The organism is Nitrospira sp. CMX1, assembly GCF_054902215.1.
In genome coordinates, this window is the sequence record NZ_JBUBKD010000078.1 from 40,721 (window position 1) to 58,806 (window position 18,086).

Below are 18,086 nucleotides of genomic sequence, written 5' to 3' on the forward strand. Positions count from 1 at the left end.
ATTATCGTGTGGCCTGTTCGAGAAGCTTCTGCTTGACGAGACGGAAGTGCGTTTCCAATTCTTGTCTGGTCACCATCGCCACAAGCCAATCAGGCACCATGAAGGCCGGCTGAACAACCAGCTCGAAACCTGCCGACGTCTGATTCCCATCTCCCACCGGCTGCAACGTCCACACCCGATGATAGCGCTTGAAATCGCCGGCCTTGAGATCCGTGGACAGGACACCGTTCGACAAAGCCCTTGATTCCGTCACCAGTCGGTGTTCACCCGGCATCACAGAATGTGTAATGCGCAGATCGACGGTCGCCACCCCCTCGTGAACGTTCACCTCAGCCACCCGCATGGGTGTTTCAAATAACTCGGGCCAGTGCTGATAATCGGTCAACAACACTTGAACGATCGCCGGTTTGGCTGGGAAGAGCACTTTGGCCGTCGCCCGAACTCCACCCTTTGGCTCGATCGTGACATCCAGGCGATCAGTATCCGCTGCCCATGCACCACCTGGCCCTGCGACGAACGTCGACGGAAGACTCTGACTGATCAGCAGACACAGGACCACCAGTAGGACAGCACTGCGTCTATCCCACAATCGCATCCAGCAGCCGTTGGTGAATCTTGCGAACCCGTTCAAGTTGACCTTTGGCAGGGAACCGTTCGTAAAAACCATCGGCACGGAAATCCTTGGTGAGCGTGGCCCAAGGTTTCACCAGCTCAGCGAACGGTTGATGTGAGCGTTGGTCCTCCCAGGCGCTGATGAGTTTACGATCCACAATCAGGTCGTCCAGCACCCGGATCAACGCCTTGAGGGAAACGTCGCGCGTGAACATATAGCGCTCGTTCTGTCCCCAGATCTCACCCATTACATCCTTGACACCTTTGAGATAGTCTCGCACCAACGCATAGCACCGATCGGCCTTCATGTCTAAATGTGACTCGATCCAACGCTTATGGGCCGTCACCACTTTTAAGAGTTCGTTGAATACCTCGGACTGAAGAATCCATTTTTCCTGCTTACTCCGTCCTCCAAGGCGGTTGATCTTGTACTGCAGCGGCGAGTCGGACTCGCTGTAAAGCAGATTGACGACTTTGGCGGTGAACTTCTTTTCAGGACTCTCCCAAGACACCTTCTCATAGAGATCGACCAGATGTGATCGGTTGATACGCGTGTGGGTGGAGTTGATGATCACGAACATCTCCGTCGCAAAATCGGCACTCCGCCCGTCGAACAAGAGACAGGGCACTTCGACCTGCCTGCTCTGGTCCGGATGTTTCTCGTGGAAAAAATGGAGTCCGGCGAGACGATGCTGTCCATCAATGACCAGGTACTTGCCTTTTGGCTCGCTCAAGTGGCCGATCGACTCCGAACCTTCCACCTTTTGGAAACGAAGCGTTTCATCGGTAAAGAGCAACACCGTGCCGGGAATCATCGGTTGCGCCACGACGGTCTCATAAAAATTGACGATCTGTTTGACCTTCTGCCGGTTCAGGACCCGCTGAAACCCCTTTTCACTCCGCTCAATCCCCGCAATGAATTGCGCGACCTCATCGTGTTCGGCAATCTTCGTTTGCGCAATTTCTTCGCCTTCAAAATAGTACCGGCTCGTGAAGCGAACCTTTTCCAACAAATCACCGGCGTTGTAGGCAATGAAATAAAACGTCCCTTCCTTCTGGGTAATTCGCGTCGCCAGCATACGACCTCCCTTGGGTAGGAACCGAAGCTGGTGGTGATTCTACGCGCGCTCCCTCATGGCCGCAAGACAAAGGACTGTGCTAGCATCTCCAACCATGAGATCACGACACGGCACATTCCCGTTCTGGGTTGCTCTTCTGCTGATAATGCCGGCTTCTCCCTCTCATGCTCAAGAGATGGAGGACGCGGGAGCAACCACAGAGTTGTCATGCAGCTTCGCCATGGATAAAGGTGAGACCGCACGCCCCTGTCAGGTTCCGTTCCCGGAAGGATGCCAGGTCGCCACGATACCGGGAACCACACATCCGTGGACGACGATCTCTAAAGGTGGCCAGCTCCAGTGTCGGTTCGATGAAAAGGGAACCAACTGGAAGACCACGATCACTGGTGCGTGCGGCCAATGCCAGTCTGTCCATTGCTCGGTCAAGTTCAGCGTTCGGTTCATGTGCACTTCTCAGTAATCCGTCCACCTGTCCTCCATGTCTCTCGCAGAAATCATCAAACAAGAAGCACGGGCCTTGGGATTCGACGCGGTCGGGATCACGCAGGTGTCTGACGAGCAAGGATCAAGCAATCCTGCTACCGGACAAGCACCTCCGGCTGAATCACCTTTTCTCCGGCGTCTCTTTGATCGCCTGACGGAGTGGCTTCAGCGAGGCCATCACGGGACCATGGTCTGGCTGGAACGAACACCGGAGAGACGTGCCGATCCCCGCCAGGTCCTTCCTGGTTGTCGATCGATCATCTCCGTCGGCATGACCTACCTCACCGAACATCGCGCGAACGAACAGCCTGGATATGGTCGCATCGCCCGGTATGCCTGGGGAAAGGACTACCACAAGGTAGTGAGCAAAAGGCTCAGTCAGCTGGAAGCACGAATTTCCACCCTTGCGCCTGAGGCGCAAACCCGGTCTTACGTGGATACCGGGCCTATTATGGAAAAGGCCTGGGCGGAACGGGCCGGTCTGGGATGGATCGGGAAACACTCCAATCTCGTGTCAGCCGACCATGGCTCGTGGCTCTTGTTGGGAGAAGTGCTGACCACATTGGAACTCAGCCCGGACGAACCGGCGACCGATCTTTGTGGCAGTTGTACCCTGTGCATTCAGGCCTGCCCGACAAACGCGATCGTGCAACCCTATGTGGTCGATGCCACTCGTTGTATCTCCTACCTCACCATTGAATGGCGCGGCGATGAGACCACCATTCCTCATGAACTACAAGTGGGCATGGGCAACAAGATCTTCGGGTGTGACGATTGCCTCGATGTGTGCCCTTTTAATTTGCGCGCTGAACCGACCCACGAGGCCACATTCCAACCTTCTTCGGTCACCCTCGCACCGAGTTTGGATGCACTTTCTCGGCTCGATGAACAGACCTTCGTAACCCTGTTTCAACAGAGTCCGATTCGACGGGCAAAGATCCATGGGTTCCGTCGAAATGTCGCCATTGCACAGAACAATATGCCCCATTCATAAACTCCTCAACCCTCTGAGCCGATTTTGAATACCGCACTCCTTAGCAATGCCCACCAGCTCCAGCCCCCTTACTCTCGGGATGAGCGCATCATCCGAATTGCGACATATCCAACAACACTGCAACACTGAATGAGATGTGTAAAACCAGTCAGATTAGGCTACTCCGCCTAGGTTGTAGCATGAATCGAATTAGATACAGGGTGTATCTCTTTAGATTCTCCACTCCCTCTTTTACCCTGCTCACTCGAACGATCGAAATCGATACTTCCAAATGGCTGCCTCACCAAATGCTCAGAAAGACCTCTGATTTTTTGAAGCGATGACTGAAGCCAGCCAAGCATCGTCGTAAGTCATGTCCATGGCACATATTGTGCGTAGGGGGAAAAAGACTGGTGTCTCTTACGGTCCAGGCCATGATAACTGAGGTACGGGTGTGACCAGAGAAATTTCATGAGAGGCCAGAAGAAGCCATATGTGTTGTACTTTCCCATCAGAATTTGATAGATAGTTGACCCGGCGACTGCTCGACGAGTGAGTTAGGAGGGACGCAATTGACCGTGCTCGCTCGCTGCATCGCTTTCTGTGCCATAAAACCAAACTAAAGGGAGGCTATTATGCAGAGGTTTCGTTTACTCGCATCCACCCTAGGACTTGCTGTCCTACTGGGAGCCAGTGGATGTATTACAATGCCAGGGTCCGCCGGGGCCAAGGTTCATGAGGTCACGTTTACCGCAATGGAAACGGAAATTGTCATTGACGGAAACGGGACAAAATACAAGGCCTGGACGTTCAACGGACAGATGCCCGGCCCAGTCGTGCGGGTCACCGAAGGCGACACGGTGAACTTTACCCTGATCGGCGACAAGAATAACTCGTTCCCACATTCCATGGACTTCCATGCGGCCGAGCTCGACTTCTTGAAGAACTATCATAAGACCGTTTCAGCGGGCGAGACGCACAAGTATTCCTTTGTGGCGAAGAAGCCAGGCGTGTTCTTCTACCACTGCGGTGCAAGCCCCATGATCCAACACGTCGCCCGTGGCATGTTCGGTGCCATCATCGTGGATCCGAAGGATGCCAGTGCCTGGCCAAAGGCCGATCGTGAATTCGTTTTGGTGCAATCCGAGCTCTGGAAGAACCCGGACAACGTTCAAGGGATGTTTGATCGGAAATTTGATTACACGATCTTCAACGGCGGTGTCTTTAAGTACCATCCCTTCTTCCCAGGCGGAGAGCCCTTGGAAGTCAAGGTCGGCGAGCGGGTGCGGATCTATTTCGTGAATGCCGGCCCGAACGAGTTCTCTGCACTTCATCCGATCGCTGAAATCTGGGATAATGTCTACGAGAGCGGCAACCCGGCGAACAAGTTCACGGGGGTCCAGACCTATGTGGTCGGTCCAGGCAGCGCTGCCACCTTTGATATGATCGCGGATAACCCGGGAGCCTATCCGGTTGTGACCCACTCCTTAACGAGTGCCCTACGCGGTGCGATTGCGGTGGTGATCGCCAACCAGAATCCCAAGGACTATAAGGGTCAGTTGATGCCCAACACTCCCTGGAACCCGTAATGAATGAGCGGGGTACGGAGATTTAACAGTCCATTCATTCTCATACAAAGGAGTAGATGATATGTCGTTGAGCAAGAAGATTATGAGTATGGTCGTTGCCGTCGCGGCTGCTTGGACGCTGAGCAGCGCCACGTCCTTTGCCGCAGAGGCGTCGCTCTATGAGCGTCTCGGCGGACAAGGCGCGATTCAAGCCGTCGTCACCAAATTCATCGGCAACGTGGGCGGTGACAAGCGGATCAATAGCTATTTTGCCACCACCGACCTCAAGAAGCTCAACAAGCTCTTGGTTGAACAGGTCTGTATGGCAACCGGTGGGCCCTGCAGCTACTCCGGTCGGGATATGAAGACCACGCACAAGGGCATGAAGGTCACCGACGCCGCTTTCGGCGCTCTCGTGGAGGACCTGGTCAGTGCATTGGATACCTTCAACGTTCCAGCAAAGGAAAAGGGCGAGCTCCTGGCCATTCTTGGACCGATGAAGAGTGACATTGTCGAAGCAAAGTAACGACTGACAATGCCCGACACTGCAATGTAGTTTTTCCCGTCAACCAGGACCGCGAGGTCCTGGTTGACGCGGTCCTCAGGCTGGTAGACCCACACCTTCCCAATCTCAGATCCAGGCAATTTCTCCGAGAGAGGGGCACTGCCACTTAGGACATTGTCGTGTTATGATGTACCGATTTTCGTGCGCCAACTACCACGCAGCACGAACAAGCATGTAGCTGTAACATTCAGTGGTATCACCAAGGAGGAGCCATGAGCGGGAAGCGTGTGATTGTGACGTTGTGTAGTTTCATTGCCATTGCCATGTGGAGTACGGCAAGTTGGTCCGGCCCCGAGTCCGATCCTCTGAAGCCGCGTGTTCCAGACGCCGAACGTGGGGATGCACGAAAACTGAAGAGTCCGATCACCGTGACTCCTGACGTCCTCGCAAAGGGCAAGGATCTCTATGAAGGCAAAGGCACCTGCGCAAATTGTCACGGTCAGAGTGGCGAGGGTGACGGTGCGGGAGGAATGCTGCTCACACCAGGTCCACGAAACTTTACCAATTGCAAATTTCACAAGAAGCGGAACGACGGGGAACTGTTCTGGGTCGTGAAGAACGGAAGCCCTGGTACCGGTATGCCTGCTCTGGTGAAGGGGAATATCCTCACCGAGGAAGAAGCCTGGACGATCATCGCTTACGAGCGAAGCTTCTGTAAGGACAAAGAATAACAGTTAGTTTGTATGGGGCTGTAGGTCGACTCGTTCGACCTACAGCCCCATGGTTTTCTCTCGCCTCGATGAATCCTTCAATCACTTTTCCTATTTTGAGAGAGTTTCCTGCACGACATACTCACTGACCAGCACCCCTTCCCGGCTATCCAGTTCACGGTCGACGCGCTTTCCCCTTTTTTTCTGTATAGCGAGAGGTGTACGCTATACTAGGTTTTGATGGTTCCAGAGGAGGCAAGGCCGAGGAGTACTCCGATGAACCGTAAGATAGCGCTTCTCATTTCGAAGGATCCCCAGCTCAGACAGCTTGTCGAAGCTGCCATACCACAGATCAGTGTTCAATCAGCACCGACCATCGCAGAGGGGCTCGCACAGTGGTCGACGATTTCCCCCCGACTGGTGATCAGCGAAGGAACGTCCTCTACGCTCGTGCCGCTCTTTGAATATGCCGGACAGCTACCTTCTTCCCCGCCTGTGCTGGTAATCGGAGACCGTCACTCCGTCAAAGATGCCGTCGACATCATGCGGATCGGGGCAGCCGACTACCTGACAAAGCCCTTGCTTCCGGCAGATCTACGGACTGCGATCGGCCGTACCCTCAGACGGTCTCTTCCCATGAGTTCTACTGCACCACGAGATCCCTTCGCCCCCATCGTCAGTGTCTCCCCTCAGATGAACTTGATGAAGCACCTGGCCAAAGAAGTGGCCGTAACCGACGCCACTGTCCTTATCACCGGAGAGAGCGGAACCGGAAAGGAATTGTTTGCAGAGGCCATCCACTACTCCAGCCTCCGAGCCCATGGTCCATTGGTTGCCCTCAATTGCGCCGGGATCCCGGAACATCTCTTAGAAGCGGAACTGTTCGGCTATGAACCAGGAGCCTTTACCGATGCCAAACGAGCCAAACCCGGACGATTCCAAATGGCGGAGGGCGGTACGCTTTTTCTCGACGAGATCGGAGAAATGAGTCCCACTGCTCAAGCCAAGCTCCTCCGTGTGCTGGAAAACCGCACCGTTGATCCTCTGGGCGATACCCAGAGTCACAAGATCAATATCCGAATCCTCGCGGCAACCAACGAAGATCTGCTCGCCCATATCAAAGCCGGACGTTTCCGCCTTGATCTCTACTATCGATTAAACGTGTATCAACTCCGCATTCCATCGCTCCGCGAACGGTCTGAAGATATTGAACCGATTCTCTTGATCTTCTTAGAGCGAGCCAGAAAGGAACGCGGATGCCGTGTGAAGGCCATTGCCCCATCCGCGCTGACGGTCCTCAGAAGTCACACGTGGCCAGGCAATGTCCGAGAACTCCACAATGTCGTTGAATGGCTCACGATCACCTGTAAAGACGAGGTGATCCAACCGCATCACCTACCGACATCCATACAGGTGGGTCCGGCAACCGACCACCAAAGTCCTGACCTCATCCCATCGCTCCTCGCCTTTGGACTCTCGTTTCAAGAGATGGAAAAGAAGTTGCTGGAAGAAGCGTTACAGAAGGCATCGGGCAACGTCTCAGAAGCCAGCCGTCTTCTCAAGATGACCCGCAATACCCTCCGCTACCGCATGGCGAAGCATCACCTCCAGTAGGCTGACACTCTCTCCGTCTCGCAGCCCCCCCGCTGCGAATAAATCCATCCTTCAGGGCTGAAAATTTCTGCAACAGATCCATATACAGAAGCTTGAGGAGACTGTTCTCATACTCCAACTCTGTGAGCCGCTTCACATCGAGTGTTCTTGAACCCTGCTTATCAATGGGTTTTGACCTTCGCATTACAACCTCCGGGATATACGAGAACGATTTGAAAGAACCATGATGGGCCGCTGGACACTTGCGGAAGATGCAAACGTAGTTCCACACACCGTATGTTACATCGACTGGCAAAATCGTCCACTGCATGAGATAGGTCATGACGGATCGACTGAATGTCCACGTGATTGAATCAAGTGTGTATCTGATCCGATACGAGGTGGATCAGAAACAATACCAGCGACAAGACAATCTATCGCACCAACTGATGGTGGGCGAGACCCCTGTTACAGCTATGAAGGATCCTGTGGGACCACCCACTCGGTAGCTGGAATAAAACTAGACGAGTCGGACGCGACGTGGAACAGACGAACACGGACGCTCCCGATTCGTCTGTGTGGCCCATAAGTCAGCGTAAATCCAGCTCCTGTATCCTGCTCACGAAAGTGTTCGAGTCTATCCATTAAGACGCTCCTCGTCACATGCCGACCAACCTGCATCAGCGCGTTAGTCAGCATAGCGGCAGCTCCCTGCGCCATTCGTGCAAATCCTAGGTTGTGCAACTGGTGTTGCCCCACAATCCGCTGCAGGTCAGCAAGATCTTGTTCTGTCGGCGGCTGAATCGCCGCAGCAAGCACGACTTTGGACTTCAGTTGAGACGGAACGGCAAATGCCTTATGCCCTACCATCCCAGCAGGCGCCAACAACATCGGCGAGAGGTGCTGGCGATCCAACTCTTGGGCAAGCATCAGAAAGTCCTCGCCGCTGCCGACAAATACGACGGCATCGATATGCTCGTCTTTCAGCCGTCTCATCAGTCCACTTCCACCGACGGCCCCACGCCCGTACTCGTGCTCAATCACGATGTGCATGGCCTTTCGTCTCACCGATGTAAGGACCGCATTCAAGATCGGAGTCTTTGGTGGGGACACAATCGCAACTCTGGGACGATCCTGACCCGCCGATGAATGAGATTGAGAGGCCAAGAAGTCCAACAGCACCCGGTATTGGATATCGAAACCGGGCAGCGAATAGAACACGTATGGATTCGGTGGATCAGCGGGTTGTGGAGACAAGACCAGGGGGCCGATCAAGGGTACAGCCTCATGTTCGAGCAGACGATGCGTCTTGGATGTGTCTCCCGATTCGAAACTTCCGACGAGTGCAAAGGCCTGCTCCGTCTTGATCAGCTGCTCGGTTGCGACCCCTTGCGAAACATCCTTCCCGGAATCCTCACTGATCAACTCAATCTGTCGCCCATAGATCCCGCCCCGTTCGTTCACGGCACGAAAATATCCCTGCAGAACCGCTTGTGCATCATGTCCAATGGAAGCCAATGGCCCAGAGAGTGGAAGCGCAGCGCCAACAGTGATGGTCGTTGCCGTCACACCTGGATCGCTGTCGTCATCAGCTCCGAGTTTTTTGAGATAAGCCACTACTGCAGCTGCCTGATGATCAGTGAGGTGATAACGCGGCATGCCGGAATGGAGCGGCTGTCCGACAGTGTCAACCCCTTGCGTAATCGCGCGAGCCAGTGTCTGGTCTGTGTACGCCGCGCGCGACTGGCCGGTCTGACGTGACTCATGGGAACTTCGTAAAACCGCCGGTGTGAGCGGCGGCACGCGTAGCCCTCCTTCTTGAGTCCCCTGTCCTTCTACGCCGTGGCATTGGACACATCTGAAGAGCGTGGCGGAGAGATCGCCATCAACTCCTACAAAGCTTACTAGTAATTCCGAGCCAGACTCGACACTGCCTTGATGATAGATACGTCGCCCCAGACGTTCATCAGGCGTGAGCGGATCATCCCAGGCACGACTCTCTCCTGGCATCGCAATCGTGCTCATCAACGAGAAGAGAGAAAGAAGTGCAACGAAGAGAGACGTGATCGGCATTCAATCAATCAACGATGCGCCGTAGAACCATTCACTGAGTCAATGAGATCCATTACCATTGGAACAGAGGCCAGGCCATAATGTCTGGTCCATTGTCCAGTCGCATCGTTCCCAACGAGAATGAGAGACGGATGATCCACCCGCTGCGGCGACTTGGCATCGAATGCGGTCAACACACGGGTCAGATCCTGAGAAGACCCGGTCAAGAAATACCAGCCGGGCTTGGCACCGAATTTATTGGCAACGGCTTTCAGCTGCGCCGGCCGATCAGTGGCAGGATCGACACTGATTGAAAGGAGCGTGACCAAGGAATGTCGGGTGCCCTGAAGCTTTTGCTGCACCGCACCGAACAGGCCCGTCATTGCCGGACAACTCGTCTGGCAAGAAGTAAACAGAAACGTGATTGCGACAGTATTCCCCTTAATCAGATCGGAATACAGACGATGGGTGCTGCCATTCTGATCGATTACTTCAACATCAGGAATAACTGGTGTTGAAATTTCAGCGAAGGCAATTGCTCCAGCACTCAACATCCAACAACCGAGTACCACTCCAAAGAAATGACGAGTCATGACCACTTCAACGTCGAACCCCTTCTGCCCGCTGCATCTTTTTCTCTGCAGTCGGTGCAGCTGAAGTCACGCGTTGCACCACAGCCGTCCCCTGGGCATAGCGCAGATGACCCGATACCGTCTGCACCATGACTCGATATTCCCCGGCATGCGGGAAAGACTGAGTCACTCTATAGCGTCCCGGTTCAACCTCACGGGCATAGTGCCGCTGCTGCCAAGTTCCCGGCGGTTCAAACACCAAGACTTGGACATCGCGCAGGCCGACAATCGGTTGCTGAGTGGCTGCATCGAGTACCATGAAAGTCATGGCGGTAGGGACGCGAACTTGGACCGGTGCAGTACCAACATCCGTACGGATGACGGGGGGACGTGGTGCTGCCGCAGAGGAAGCTCCGTCTAACGATTCTCGCACGGTTGCTTGAAAACAATGCATAGTCCTCGGACGATCAATGAGGATTGGCACGTCGTATCGCCCAGCTTTTGAGAACGTGACCGGAGCTCGGTACACACCCGGCGCCACTTCCTTCAAGCTTCGATCAAGGGCTAAAATACCGCGGGGCATCCGCTTGTAATTGGAGAATGTCCCCATCGGCGCCATCATACCCTCTTGATAGAAATAGAGGGTTTGATCTGGCGCATTCGCTACCAGGACTGCGTTCCCTTCCGGCGCCGGCACGAGCATATCGGCGATCCCGAGCTGATCGGGAACCATACTGGGTGCATGTTGTCCGGCTTGAATCTCGACCGACGCCGGTTTTCCTTTACGAAGATCCGCCAGATCGATCAACGAGAACTTTTCAGATTCGATTCCACGCACATAGGCGTATCGCTCGGTGAAGGTCACTTGATCGGGATCCTTGACGACTGTCATGGAGCCGATGACCCCATTCGTGGCTGTATCGATTACCGACAGGGTGCTGTCGAGTTGATTCACGAATACGGCAAAACGACCGGTCGGTTCGAATCGCAGTGCAACCACCCCCTGCTTCGTTGGGATCGTCCCCACGCTGCGAGGCGTAGCTGGATCGAGAACCTCAATCATCGTGTCATTTAACGATCCCACATAAAAGCGCTTCGCTGCCGCCCCATACGCTACCGTGACTGGTGTTTTCCCAACAGGCACTGTGACCGTGACAGCAGCTATGCGGAGATCGATCATCGAAACCGTGTTCGCTTCACTGTTCGTAACCGCAAGATAGGAGCTGTCTTGGCTAAACGCGAGAGTATGTGTGCCCGCTCCTACAGCAATCACCTTGGCAATGACATGGGTTTCCGTGTCAATCGTTACAACCTGTGCCGTGCCGTCCAACCCCACCCAGACAGCACGTCCGTCCGGCTGAAGCGCCAAGCGAGTGGGCCGCGAACCAGCCCCGGTTGAAATCGTCTGGATCAGCCGATAGGTCGTCGTGTCGATGACGGCGATGATGCCTTCATCCGAAAGCGTTACATACAGAAATCGACCGTCCATAGTCTGGAGCCAATCCGTACCAATACCTGGCAACGAGATAATATGTTCCAGTTTGGTAGGGCTAAAGGCTACATGGGGATTGATGAAGGTGATCGTCTTATCGTGGTTCAATGTGGCAATCGCATAGCTATTGAGATCCACCTCAGGACGGCTTCCCAGTTGCCCACTGGCTAGGCCACGAATTTTATCGGCACAGGTCCGCTCGCCGGCAACCGTCTCCGACAACCTGGCATTCATCCACGCCTTGGGTCGTCCAAGCGACAACGGCTGCCCGGAGCGAGCGTCTCGCAGGGCAAACTGCGCCAGAGCTGTTTGCCCGACTTGTGCCTCCAGATATTCTTTATTCGCTTCAACAGCTCGCAAGGAGAATTCGATCCGTACCCCATCTTGCTCGAACTGTTGCACCTGATCCAGTGCCGTCGCTTGCAAAGCAATCGCCTCTCGCGCCGGTGCAACCTTCGATTGTAGCAAGGGATCGGCCCAGACCTGGCTCGCAAGCAAAACTCCTGTTGCCCAGATCCCGGTCAACTTCACGATCTCAAAACCAAACCCACGCACGTCAGACTTCTCCGGTTATGGATATAAACCCTTATTTATTGGCATCCGGCAACACAACTTTACAGGCATTATCATCTTGCTTAACTAAATTCTGTGGATGAATGCCAGGGCGCCACCAGCCCGGGTCCTCCGGCTTATTCACCCGAAGAATTCCCCATAGACCACCGCCGAACATGAATCCTTCCTGCGTACGGTACAAATAGTCACCTTTCACCGCACAGTCACCACCTGCTCTTGTTTGGATGTTCAAATGACGGCCAGGCCCAATGCCATTCGTCGCCCCAAACCTAGTTGGACTGTCCTCGTTCCAGCCCATAACACTGGAGCGATAAGCCCACGGATTGAGCGACCAATTGTGTCCAAAGATCGCTAGAGCATGCTGACGCGGATGCCCGCCTGGATGAACCACACGGAACCGTACTGGCTCACCGGCATCCACCTCAAAAATAGGTGTTTCAGGATCGCACGGTGGAGTTGAACATCCCTCATGTACAACCCTAGAACTCAACACATTCGACCAATCATATTCACTCATCACATCTGGCTCATCGGCAGCACTGGCACCTAATCGAGCCCAGAGTGGTTCAGTACGATAGTTAAAAGCCTTTTGCCCTGAATCTTCAGCATCATCCCCGTTTCTCAAGTTTGGCATGGGCTGGCCATGCTGCTGGAGCGCCAGTGCATCTTGGTAGAGGAGTACGAACTCCTTGAATCGATTGACTCCCTCAAAACGCTCATCATCGGTTTTGGTCCATGAACCGGGGGTCAGGATAGTATCGAGTTTCTTTTGAAAGGTCGACATCTTCGTCCGTTCATTTGGCTTCTTCGCTGGGCACCGAGGGGCTTTTCCGTATTTCCCATCCCGAGAACCCTCTCTCTCTGGCTCCCACCAGGTTACAGTCGCAACAGCACTTGACTCTTTTTCCCCGTCCTTGTCCTTAACCTTTTCAACCCTGAATTCCGAACATTGTGGCTCAATGACCAAGGCACCAATCGCTCCATGGGCAGGATGTTTAATGACGTCTGCCTGATCTGTCAGCGGAATAACCCCAAACTCAATCGGCCTTTCACGTATTCCGCCTTTCCGGCCAGTCAGGTCACCTGCATACCAGAGATAGGTCTTACTGTCATTCGGTTCGATAGTTGAATCTTCGTTGAACCCGACATGCGCTCCATCATGGCGCCTGGTATTTTGATCGAGGAGTCCCGCATGCAACCCGACACGATTTGAAGAGCGAACCTGGTTAAAATTGAAGCCCTCAATAATAGGCGGCAGCATGTTATAGGACCAAGTCTTCTGCCAACGTTGAAACTTCAAATCATCTAAAGGGTTGGCATCCATCAGGAATCTGTGGTCATCCGGCATCTCTTTAGGAAGCTTATTGACGAGCGTCACCTCTATACAATCTCCGGCCCGTGCCCGAAGAATCAGAGGTTCAAGTCTTCGATTCCCGCTTTGGATAGCCGATACATTTTTCTGTTCAACAAAGAGAATCGCGTAAGGATCAGTGATACCAAATGCTTTGTTGTACACGAGCCCTTTTTCGCCCAGTAGATCCTTAGCCATCCGGGCCTCAACTGAAAAGGTCTGGAGGAACTCTTTCCGCGTTGGGTCTTTGCAAAAAGCCTCGACCGGATCGTGCACGAAGCGCTTCTCCGTCTTCACCACGGGTGGCTCTGCTTCTGAATCAAGTCGCTCATCCAACCCTGGCGCACTGAGAGCATCGGTAAAGGGGTTCTTATCTGTATTGCCGGGCAGTCGTGCTATGATCCGATTGAGATTGAGATTATTTTCTTCTGCTGGGTAAATCCGCATCAAACCCCACTGGCCATCCCAGAGATTATCCATCGCCGCTGAACTCAGCAGGAGATCGGTTCGGCATGGTTGTTCGCCGGGTTTTTGACACTTAATCGCTTCGATTCCATGACCGAGTACTCCAGAGGGTAAGTTGGATAACCCAAGCATCCGGTCATTAAACTCAAAGTGCTCAGAAATACCGATGTGTTGCGCATTGACATACCCACTATTTTGAGAATCAGGCTGAGCAAGCCAGCGCGCGCCATGCATTATAAAGACATGTTGCTCTTCTTGAGCCCCCTGAATGAGTCGAATTTGGACTCGGTCGCCATCATACGCTTGCAGCAACGGCGTAGCGGGATCACCTTTCTGGCGGCCGATTCGATTCTTCTCATTCTCCGTCCGCTTCTTCAGATCTTCATTTTCTCGATCCTTCGGACAGACTCCTAAGAGACACTCCGTGAAAAGCGATGCACCTTTGTACCCCTGATAGTCATGGAGCTTTGAGCTGAACACGTGTGCCATGTCGCCTTCATCACCAAGCTTCTGCTCAAAGCAAGACTTCTTGCTCACATCTCCCATCACCGGCAGACACGACCAGGGACTTACCAGTCCGTCCTTTTTCGAAGACTCTTTGGGCTTGCTCCAATCCCCGATTCGGAGCGGAATTGGTTCGTTTCTATAGTTGATCAGTTGCGTGCCAGGATCTTTCGTTGAAATCCCTTCTGGAGATGGAATCCGACCAGGTATCTCGGGATTTAATACCCCTCCTTCGATATGGTTCGGAGGATTCACTGGTCGAAATCTATTGCCTTCCGGTTCATCTTCGTTCTTCATGTCGGAGGTGTACACAATCGCAAAATCTGCAAAAGCGAGATTGAACTCCCGCCCTGTTCTCAGTCTATCGATACTATTTTTATTATCGAGATGCGGGCTACATTCCATAGATTTGGCATTCAAACAGGCTTTCCCTCCATCGCGCACAATGATGTTGGCGGCATAAGACGTGGGACCACCATCTTGATGCTCCTTGCCAGTCTCTGGATTTATGACACGAAGAGGGTTCCCTTTTTCATCGGCTCCACCCATATCTCGCCCATCGAGAAAGGACCATTTTGAGTTGCGCGGCTCAACAACAAGAGCCGCATAGAAACCATGATGTTGATGCGAACTTGGCCCAAAGTGATCATGGGTGAATACAGTGCGAAGCGTGCGATCCTTTACATCCCTCTGATCAGACTTCCCCCCAGGCTTCCCATTGAGCACAGGGTCAGCCCACCAACGCTGGATAGTTGTCTGAGCGCCACACCAAGGGTGGCCAATAGGATCACGATCATCTGCTTCCTTATTAGTGATATCGCTGCACTGACCACGTGTATCGCCAGCCAATGCCCCGTCCTCCTTTGCACCTAACTCCCCTTTCTTGAGAAAAATGGGATGTGTTTTAGGCTTCAGCAGAGATAACTCTTTCTTAACCTTAGGGTCTGTTGGACATATAGGGCTCTCAGGATGTTCTTTACAAAGCTTTACAAAAGCGTTATTAGCGATAATGCGCTCGCGCACTTCATCGGCAGCCAACGTGCCGTCTTCATAGTTCCAACCATTTCCAGAACCATCTGATGACGTGACATCGAACTTCACAAGATGAATATGTTGCCCAATCACGTCGGTCGGTGAGTAAACCTGGAAATCATCCAAGTTGAGATTACTGGGGATCAAATTGGTCGCCTTGAAGACGATACATTCCCCCGAGTTGGCCCGGAAAAACAATGGTTCTGTTGGACGTGAGCCATTCAATGTTGCTTTCACATCCTCTTCCAACACGGGAAATCGCGCCTGAGGATCGTGCCATCCGGCTTTGTTGACTGTCATATCCATCTGGATATAAACCGCCCGGTATTCTCGTGTCATCACGGGGCTCACACGTCCGAATTCATCGATGTAATGCTTCGGGCATGGATTGGAAAACGGAGCGCCTGTTGCACCATCTCCCAACCTGCTTGTGCCAGTCGCTGGTTCATGCCCGACATTTCCACCTCCATTGACGCGGAAGAACACACGTGTACCTTTCTCATCATCGCAGGTCCCATCAGGCAAACAGCTTGAATACCCCGGCGCATCCCAGTTGTAGGCCGTGTGGGTCCACCCTAAGTTGCCGGGCTTGATTAGTTCGTCATGACTTTCGGGGTGACCTTTGTCAGTATGGTGCTTCTCAAGGTGCAATATCCCAGCGTGAAATTGCATTGCGGCGTTTTCCTGCTTAGTACCTGTTTCCGGAAGACTTCTAATGTCTGCTATCGTCAATTGGCGGGCTAGCCCGAAGAAATCGGGGTTTTGATTATCACGATAGACACGACGGGCTGTGTAATCTGAGAGATTTTTTCCGTCCTCATAGAGCAACGGTTTACCACTTGAGGTCTGGCGAGGCGGAATAGGAGCAGGCCCACCTTTGGAATCTTTTACGACATGAGCAGGTTCGTCAGCATTGATGCCATCCTTGGAAATTCCTTTGTCGCCGACAATGACATGTCGCTGTAAAGTCTCTTTATCCTGTTTTCCATCTAGGTCCAGCGGTGGCTGAGGTGGCCTGTGGCCCTTCTGTGCTGCGATGTAAAATGGATATCCTCTAAAACTCTTTGAAGCATCCTCCTCATTTATCTCTTTTCCATCTTTCGCCGTTTGTTTCACTACCATCGGCACAGGAGGCAACGGAGCACGAGGCAATGGAACAATGGCGGGATTTGGCGTACCTTCTTCAATTTCAGCATCAGGAAGATTACGCCAGCGAGGGTTGTTCGTCTCACTGATGGGCTTATTAGGGTCAAAGACTCCCCCCTTAAACTTCCCATTCTTATCCTTGGCACCAGAAAACCCATCCTCGAACACGTCATGCGTTCGCCACAGTTCCCACATGCCTTGCGCAAAATGTGGATAAAGGTGGCAGTGGAAAATTGAATCGCCAGGTCCTAAGTTTCGATTTCCGGAGCCACCATAATGCACTTCGTAGCTAAATGTAGATCCTGGCGAAATTGTTTGTGAATCCAGATAATGCGATAACGCATCGTGCTTGTCTTCGACCCATTGATGAGCATGCAGGTGAAACACATGCGTCTCCTTTGGACCAGCATGCATGTTGCGGAATCGCACTGGATCGCCAAGATAGGAATGATGGACATTTGATGGATCGTCTGGATACTTGGCTTCCTTTTTATAGAGATAGGGAAACTCGAAGGTGATTTCTTCAGGACGTGCCTTGGTGCGAGTTCCATTCGGAAAAATCTTTTCGATACTTTCATCATCAAGGCGCTTGAAGATCGTTCCATCTGGAAGAATCACTGGAGCTGTTTGATGATCAGACCCCTTCTCTTGGCAATTCTTTTCCGTCCCATCCTTATTTTTCCGGCATTGCGGCACCAGATTTCCGGTCTCTTTGTCTCGCCGATAGCCTACAACCATGGCCGGATCGCCGTTCACCCATGAAGTTAAGAAAAACTCCTCAAGTTTGCACTCGACGCAATCCCGTGCGGGGCCAATCTGTTTCCGATTGGCCACCACCATCGGACCAACCCCTGAGGCTCCATAGTTAATCCCCATCCCATCTCTGAGGGAGCTCAACGGCGAGTTTTCTTCGTCCAATTCTTTAAAAGCTTGGACGGCGGTCACTTCATCGTGAAAGATCACTGTAAATTCACGATAGGGTTTCCCACAGGCATGGCCTTCGCCCTGTTGGTCGCAATCGTCTTCACGTTCGATATCGATAACAGCATTCAAATCTGAGTGCACGATTTCATAGACAGCTGGAGCTACACAGGTCCACCGCACTAGATGGCTGACCGGATCCTCCTCATGCTCGTACTGGTATTCTTCCTTTGCGCATGGAGCCGTACGCCCTTTCCCCACCGGTACTTCGCGCTCGTTCCTCGGACGAGTTTCTTTCAGCATGTTCAAAATTGGATCGCCCTTATAGTTTCCCTTTTCAAAGAGCTTTTCATAATCGATCTTGGGTTGGCCATAGCGAGTCAGTTTCACCGTCGCTTCTGTAAGATCCTCGTGAGTGACTTGCGAACGATACCACTTCGCATCTTTGGGCTGCA

Annotated in this window: 12 protein-coding genes; 5 read left to right on the forward strand and 7 right to left on the reverse strand. The window is 53.0% G+C overall.

The genetic code is table 11. From position 1 onward, the window contains the following. Position 1: 1 nt before the first annotated feature. The 3 genes from ACYX34_RS19630 to ACYX34_RS19640 form a co-directional block, all read right to left on the reverse strand. Complete coding sequence (locus ACYX34_RS19630; RefSeq protein ID WP_462078270.1) at positions 2-595, reverse strand: SRPBCC family protein; 594 nt, start codon at positions 593-595, stop codon at positions 2-4. After that, a complete protein-coding gene (locus ACYX34_RS19635; protein ID WP_462078271.1) occupies positions 579-1,691 on the reverse strand; it encodes a DGQHR domain-containing protein in 1,113 nt (370 codons plus the stop codon). Before ACYX34_RS19635 ends, ACYX34_RS19630 begins: the two co-directional genes overlap by 17 nt. Positions 1,692-1,940: 249 nt before the next feature. Further along, positions 1,941-2,135 carry a hypothetical protein gene (locus ACYX34_RS19640; RefSeq protein WP_462078272.1) on the reverse strand — a complete coding sequence of 65 codons (195 nt, stop codon included), beginning with the start codon at positions 2,133-2,135 and terminating at the stop codon, positions 1,941-1,943. Between the two features lie 34 nt (positions 2,136-2,169). On the opposite strand from ACYX34_RS19640, the gene queG reads away from it, so the two are divergent. The 5 genes from queG (at position 2,170) to ACYX34_RS19665 (ending at position 7,544) form a co-directional block, all read left to right on the forward strand. Beyond that, the gene (queG, locus tag ACYX34_RS19645) at positions 2,170-3,168 is read left to right on the forward strand and encodes a tRNA epoxyqueuosine(34) reductase QueG (RefSeq protein WP_462078273.1); all 999 of its coding nucleotides are present in this window, start codon (positions 2,170-2,172) and stop codon (positions 3,166-3,168) included. Between the two features lie 614 nt (positions 3,169-3,782). Continuing rightward, complete coding sequence (locus ACYX34_RS19650) at positions 3,783-4,736, forward strand: multicopper oxidase domain-containing protein (RefSeq protein WP_462078274.1); 954 nt, start codon at positions 3,783-3,785, stop codon at positions 4,734-4,736. 61 nt (positions 4,737-4,797) lie between these two features. Next, positions 4,798-5,241, forward strand: a complete 444-nt coding sequence (locus ACYX34_RS19655) for a group I truncated hemoglobin (protein ID WP_462078275.1) — start codon at positions 4,798-4,800, stop codon at positions 5,239-5,241. A gap of 251 nt (positions 5,242-5,492) precedes the next feature. Continuing rightward, on the forward strand, positions 5,493-5,951 hold the full coding sequence (locus ACYX34_RS19660; RefSeq protein ID WP_462078276.1) for a c-type cytochrome: 459 nt from the start codon (positions 5,493-5,495) through the stop codon (positions 5,949-5,951). 255 nt (positions 5,952-6,206) lie between these two features. Then, on the forward strand, positions 6,207-7,544 hold the full coding sequence (locus tag ACYX34_RS19665) for a sigma 54-interacting transcriptional regulator (protein ID WP_462078277.1): 1,338 nt from the start codon (positions 6,207-6,209) through the stop codon (positions 7,542-7,544). A 453-nt stretch (positions 7,545-7,997) separates the two neighbouring features. Here ACYX34_RS19665 and ACYX34_RS19670 read toward each other — a convergent pair whose 3' ends face one another. The 4 genes from ACYX34_RS19670 to ACYX34_RS19685 are packed head-to-tail and all read right to left on the reverse strand — an operon-like array spanning position 7,998 to position 17,466. Then, positions 7,998-9,596, reverse strand: coding sequence for a cytochrome c/ABC transporter substrate-binding protein (locus ACYX34_RS19670; RefSeq protein WP_462078278.1), 1,599 nt, complete (start codon positions 9,594-9,596; stop codon positions 7,998-8,000). An 8-nt stretch (positions 9,597-9,604) separates the two neighbouring features. Beyond that, positions 9,605-10,168 carry an SCO family protein gene (locus ACYX34_RS19675; protein WP_462078279.1) on the reverse strand — a complete coding sequence of 188 codons (564 nt, stop codon included), beginning with the start codon at positions 10,166-10,168 and terminating at the stop codon, positions 9,605-9,607. 7 nt (positions 10,169-10,175) lie between these two features. After that, the gene (locus tag ACYX34_RS19680) at positions 10,176-12,194 is read right to left on the reverse strand and encodes a YncE family protein (RefSeq protein WP_462078280.1); all 2,019 of its coding nucleotides are present in this window, start codon (positions 12,192-12,194) and stop codon (positions 10,176-10,178) included. 31 nt (positions 12,195-12,225) lie between these two features. After that, on the reverse strand, positions 12,226-17,466 hold the full coding sequence (locus ACYX34_RS19685) for a hypothetical protein (RefSeq protein ID WP_462078281.1): 5,241 nt from the start codon (positions 17,464-17,466) through the stop codon (positions 12,226-12,228). Positions 17,467-18,086: the final 620 nt, after the last annotated feature.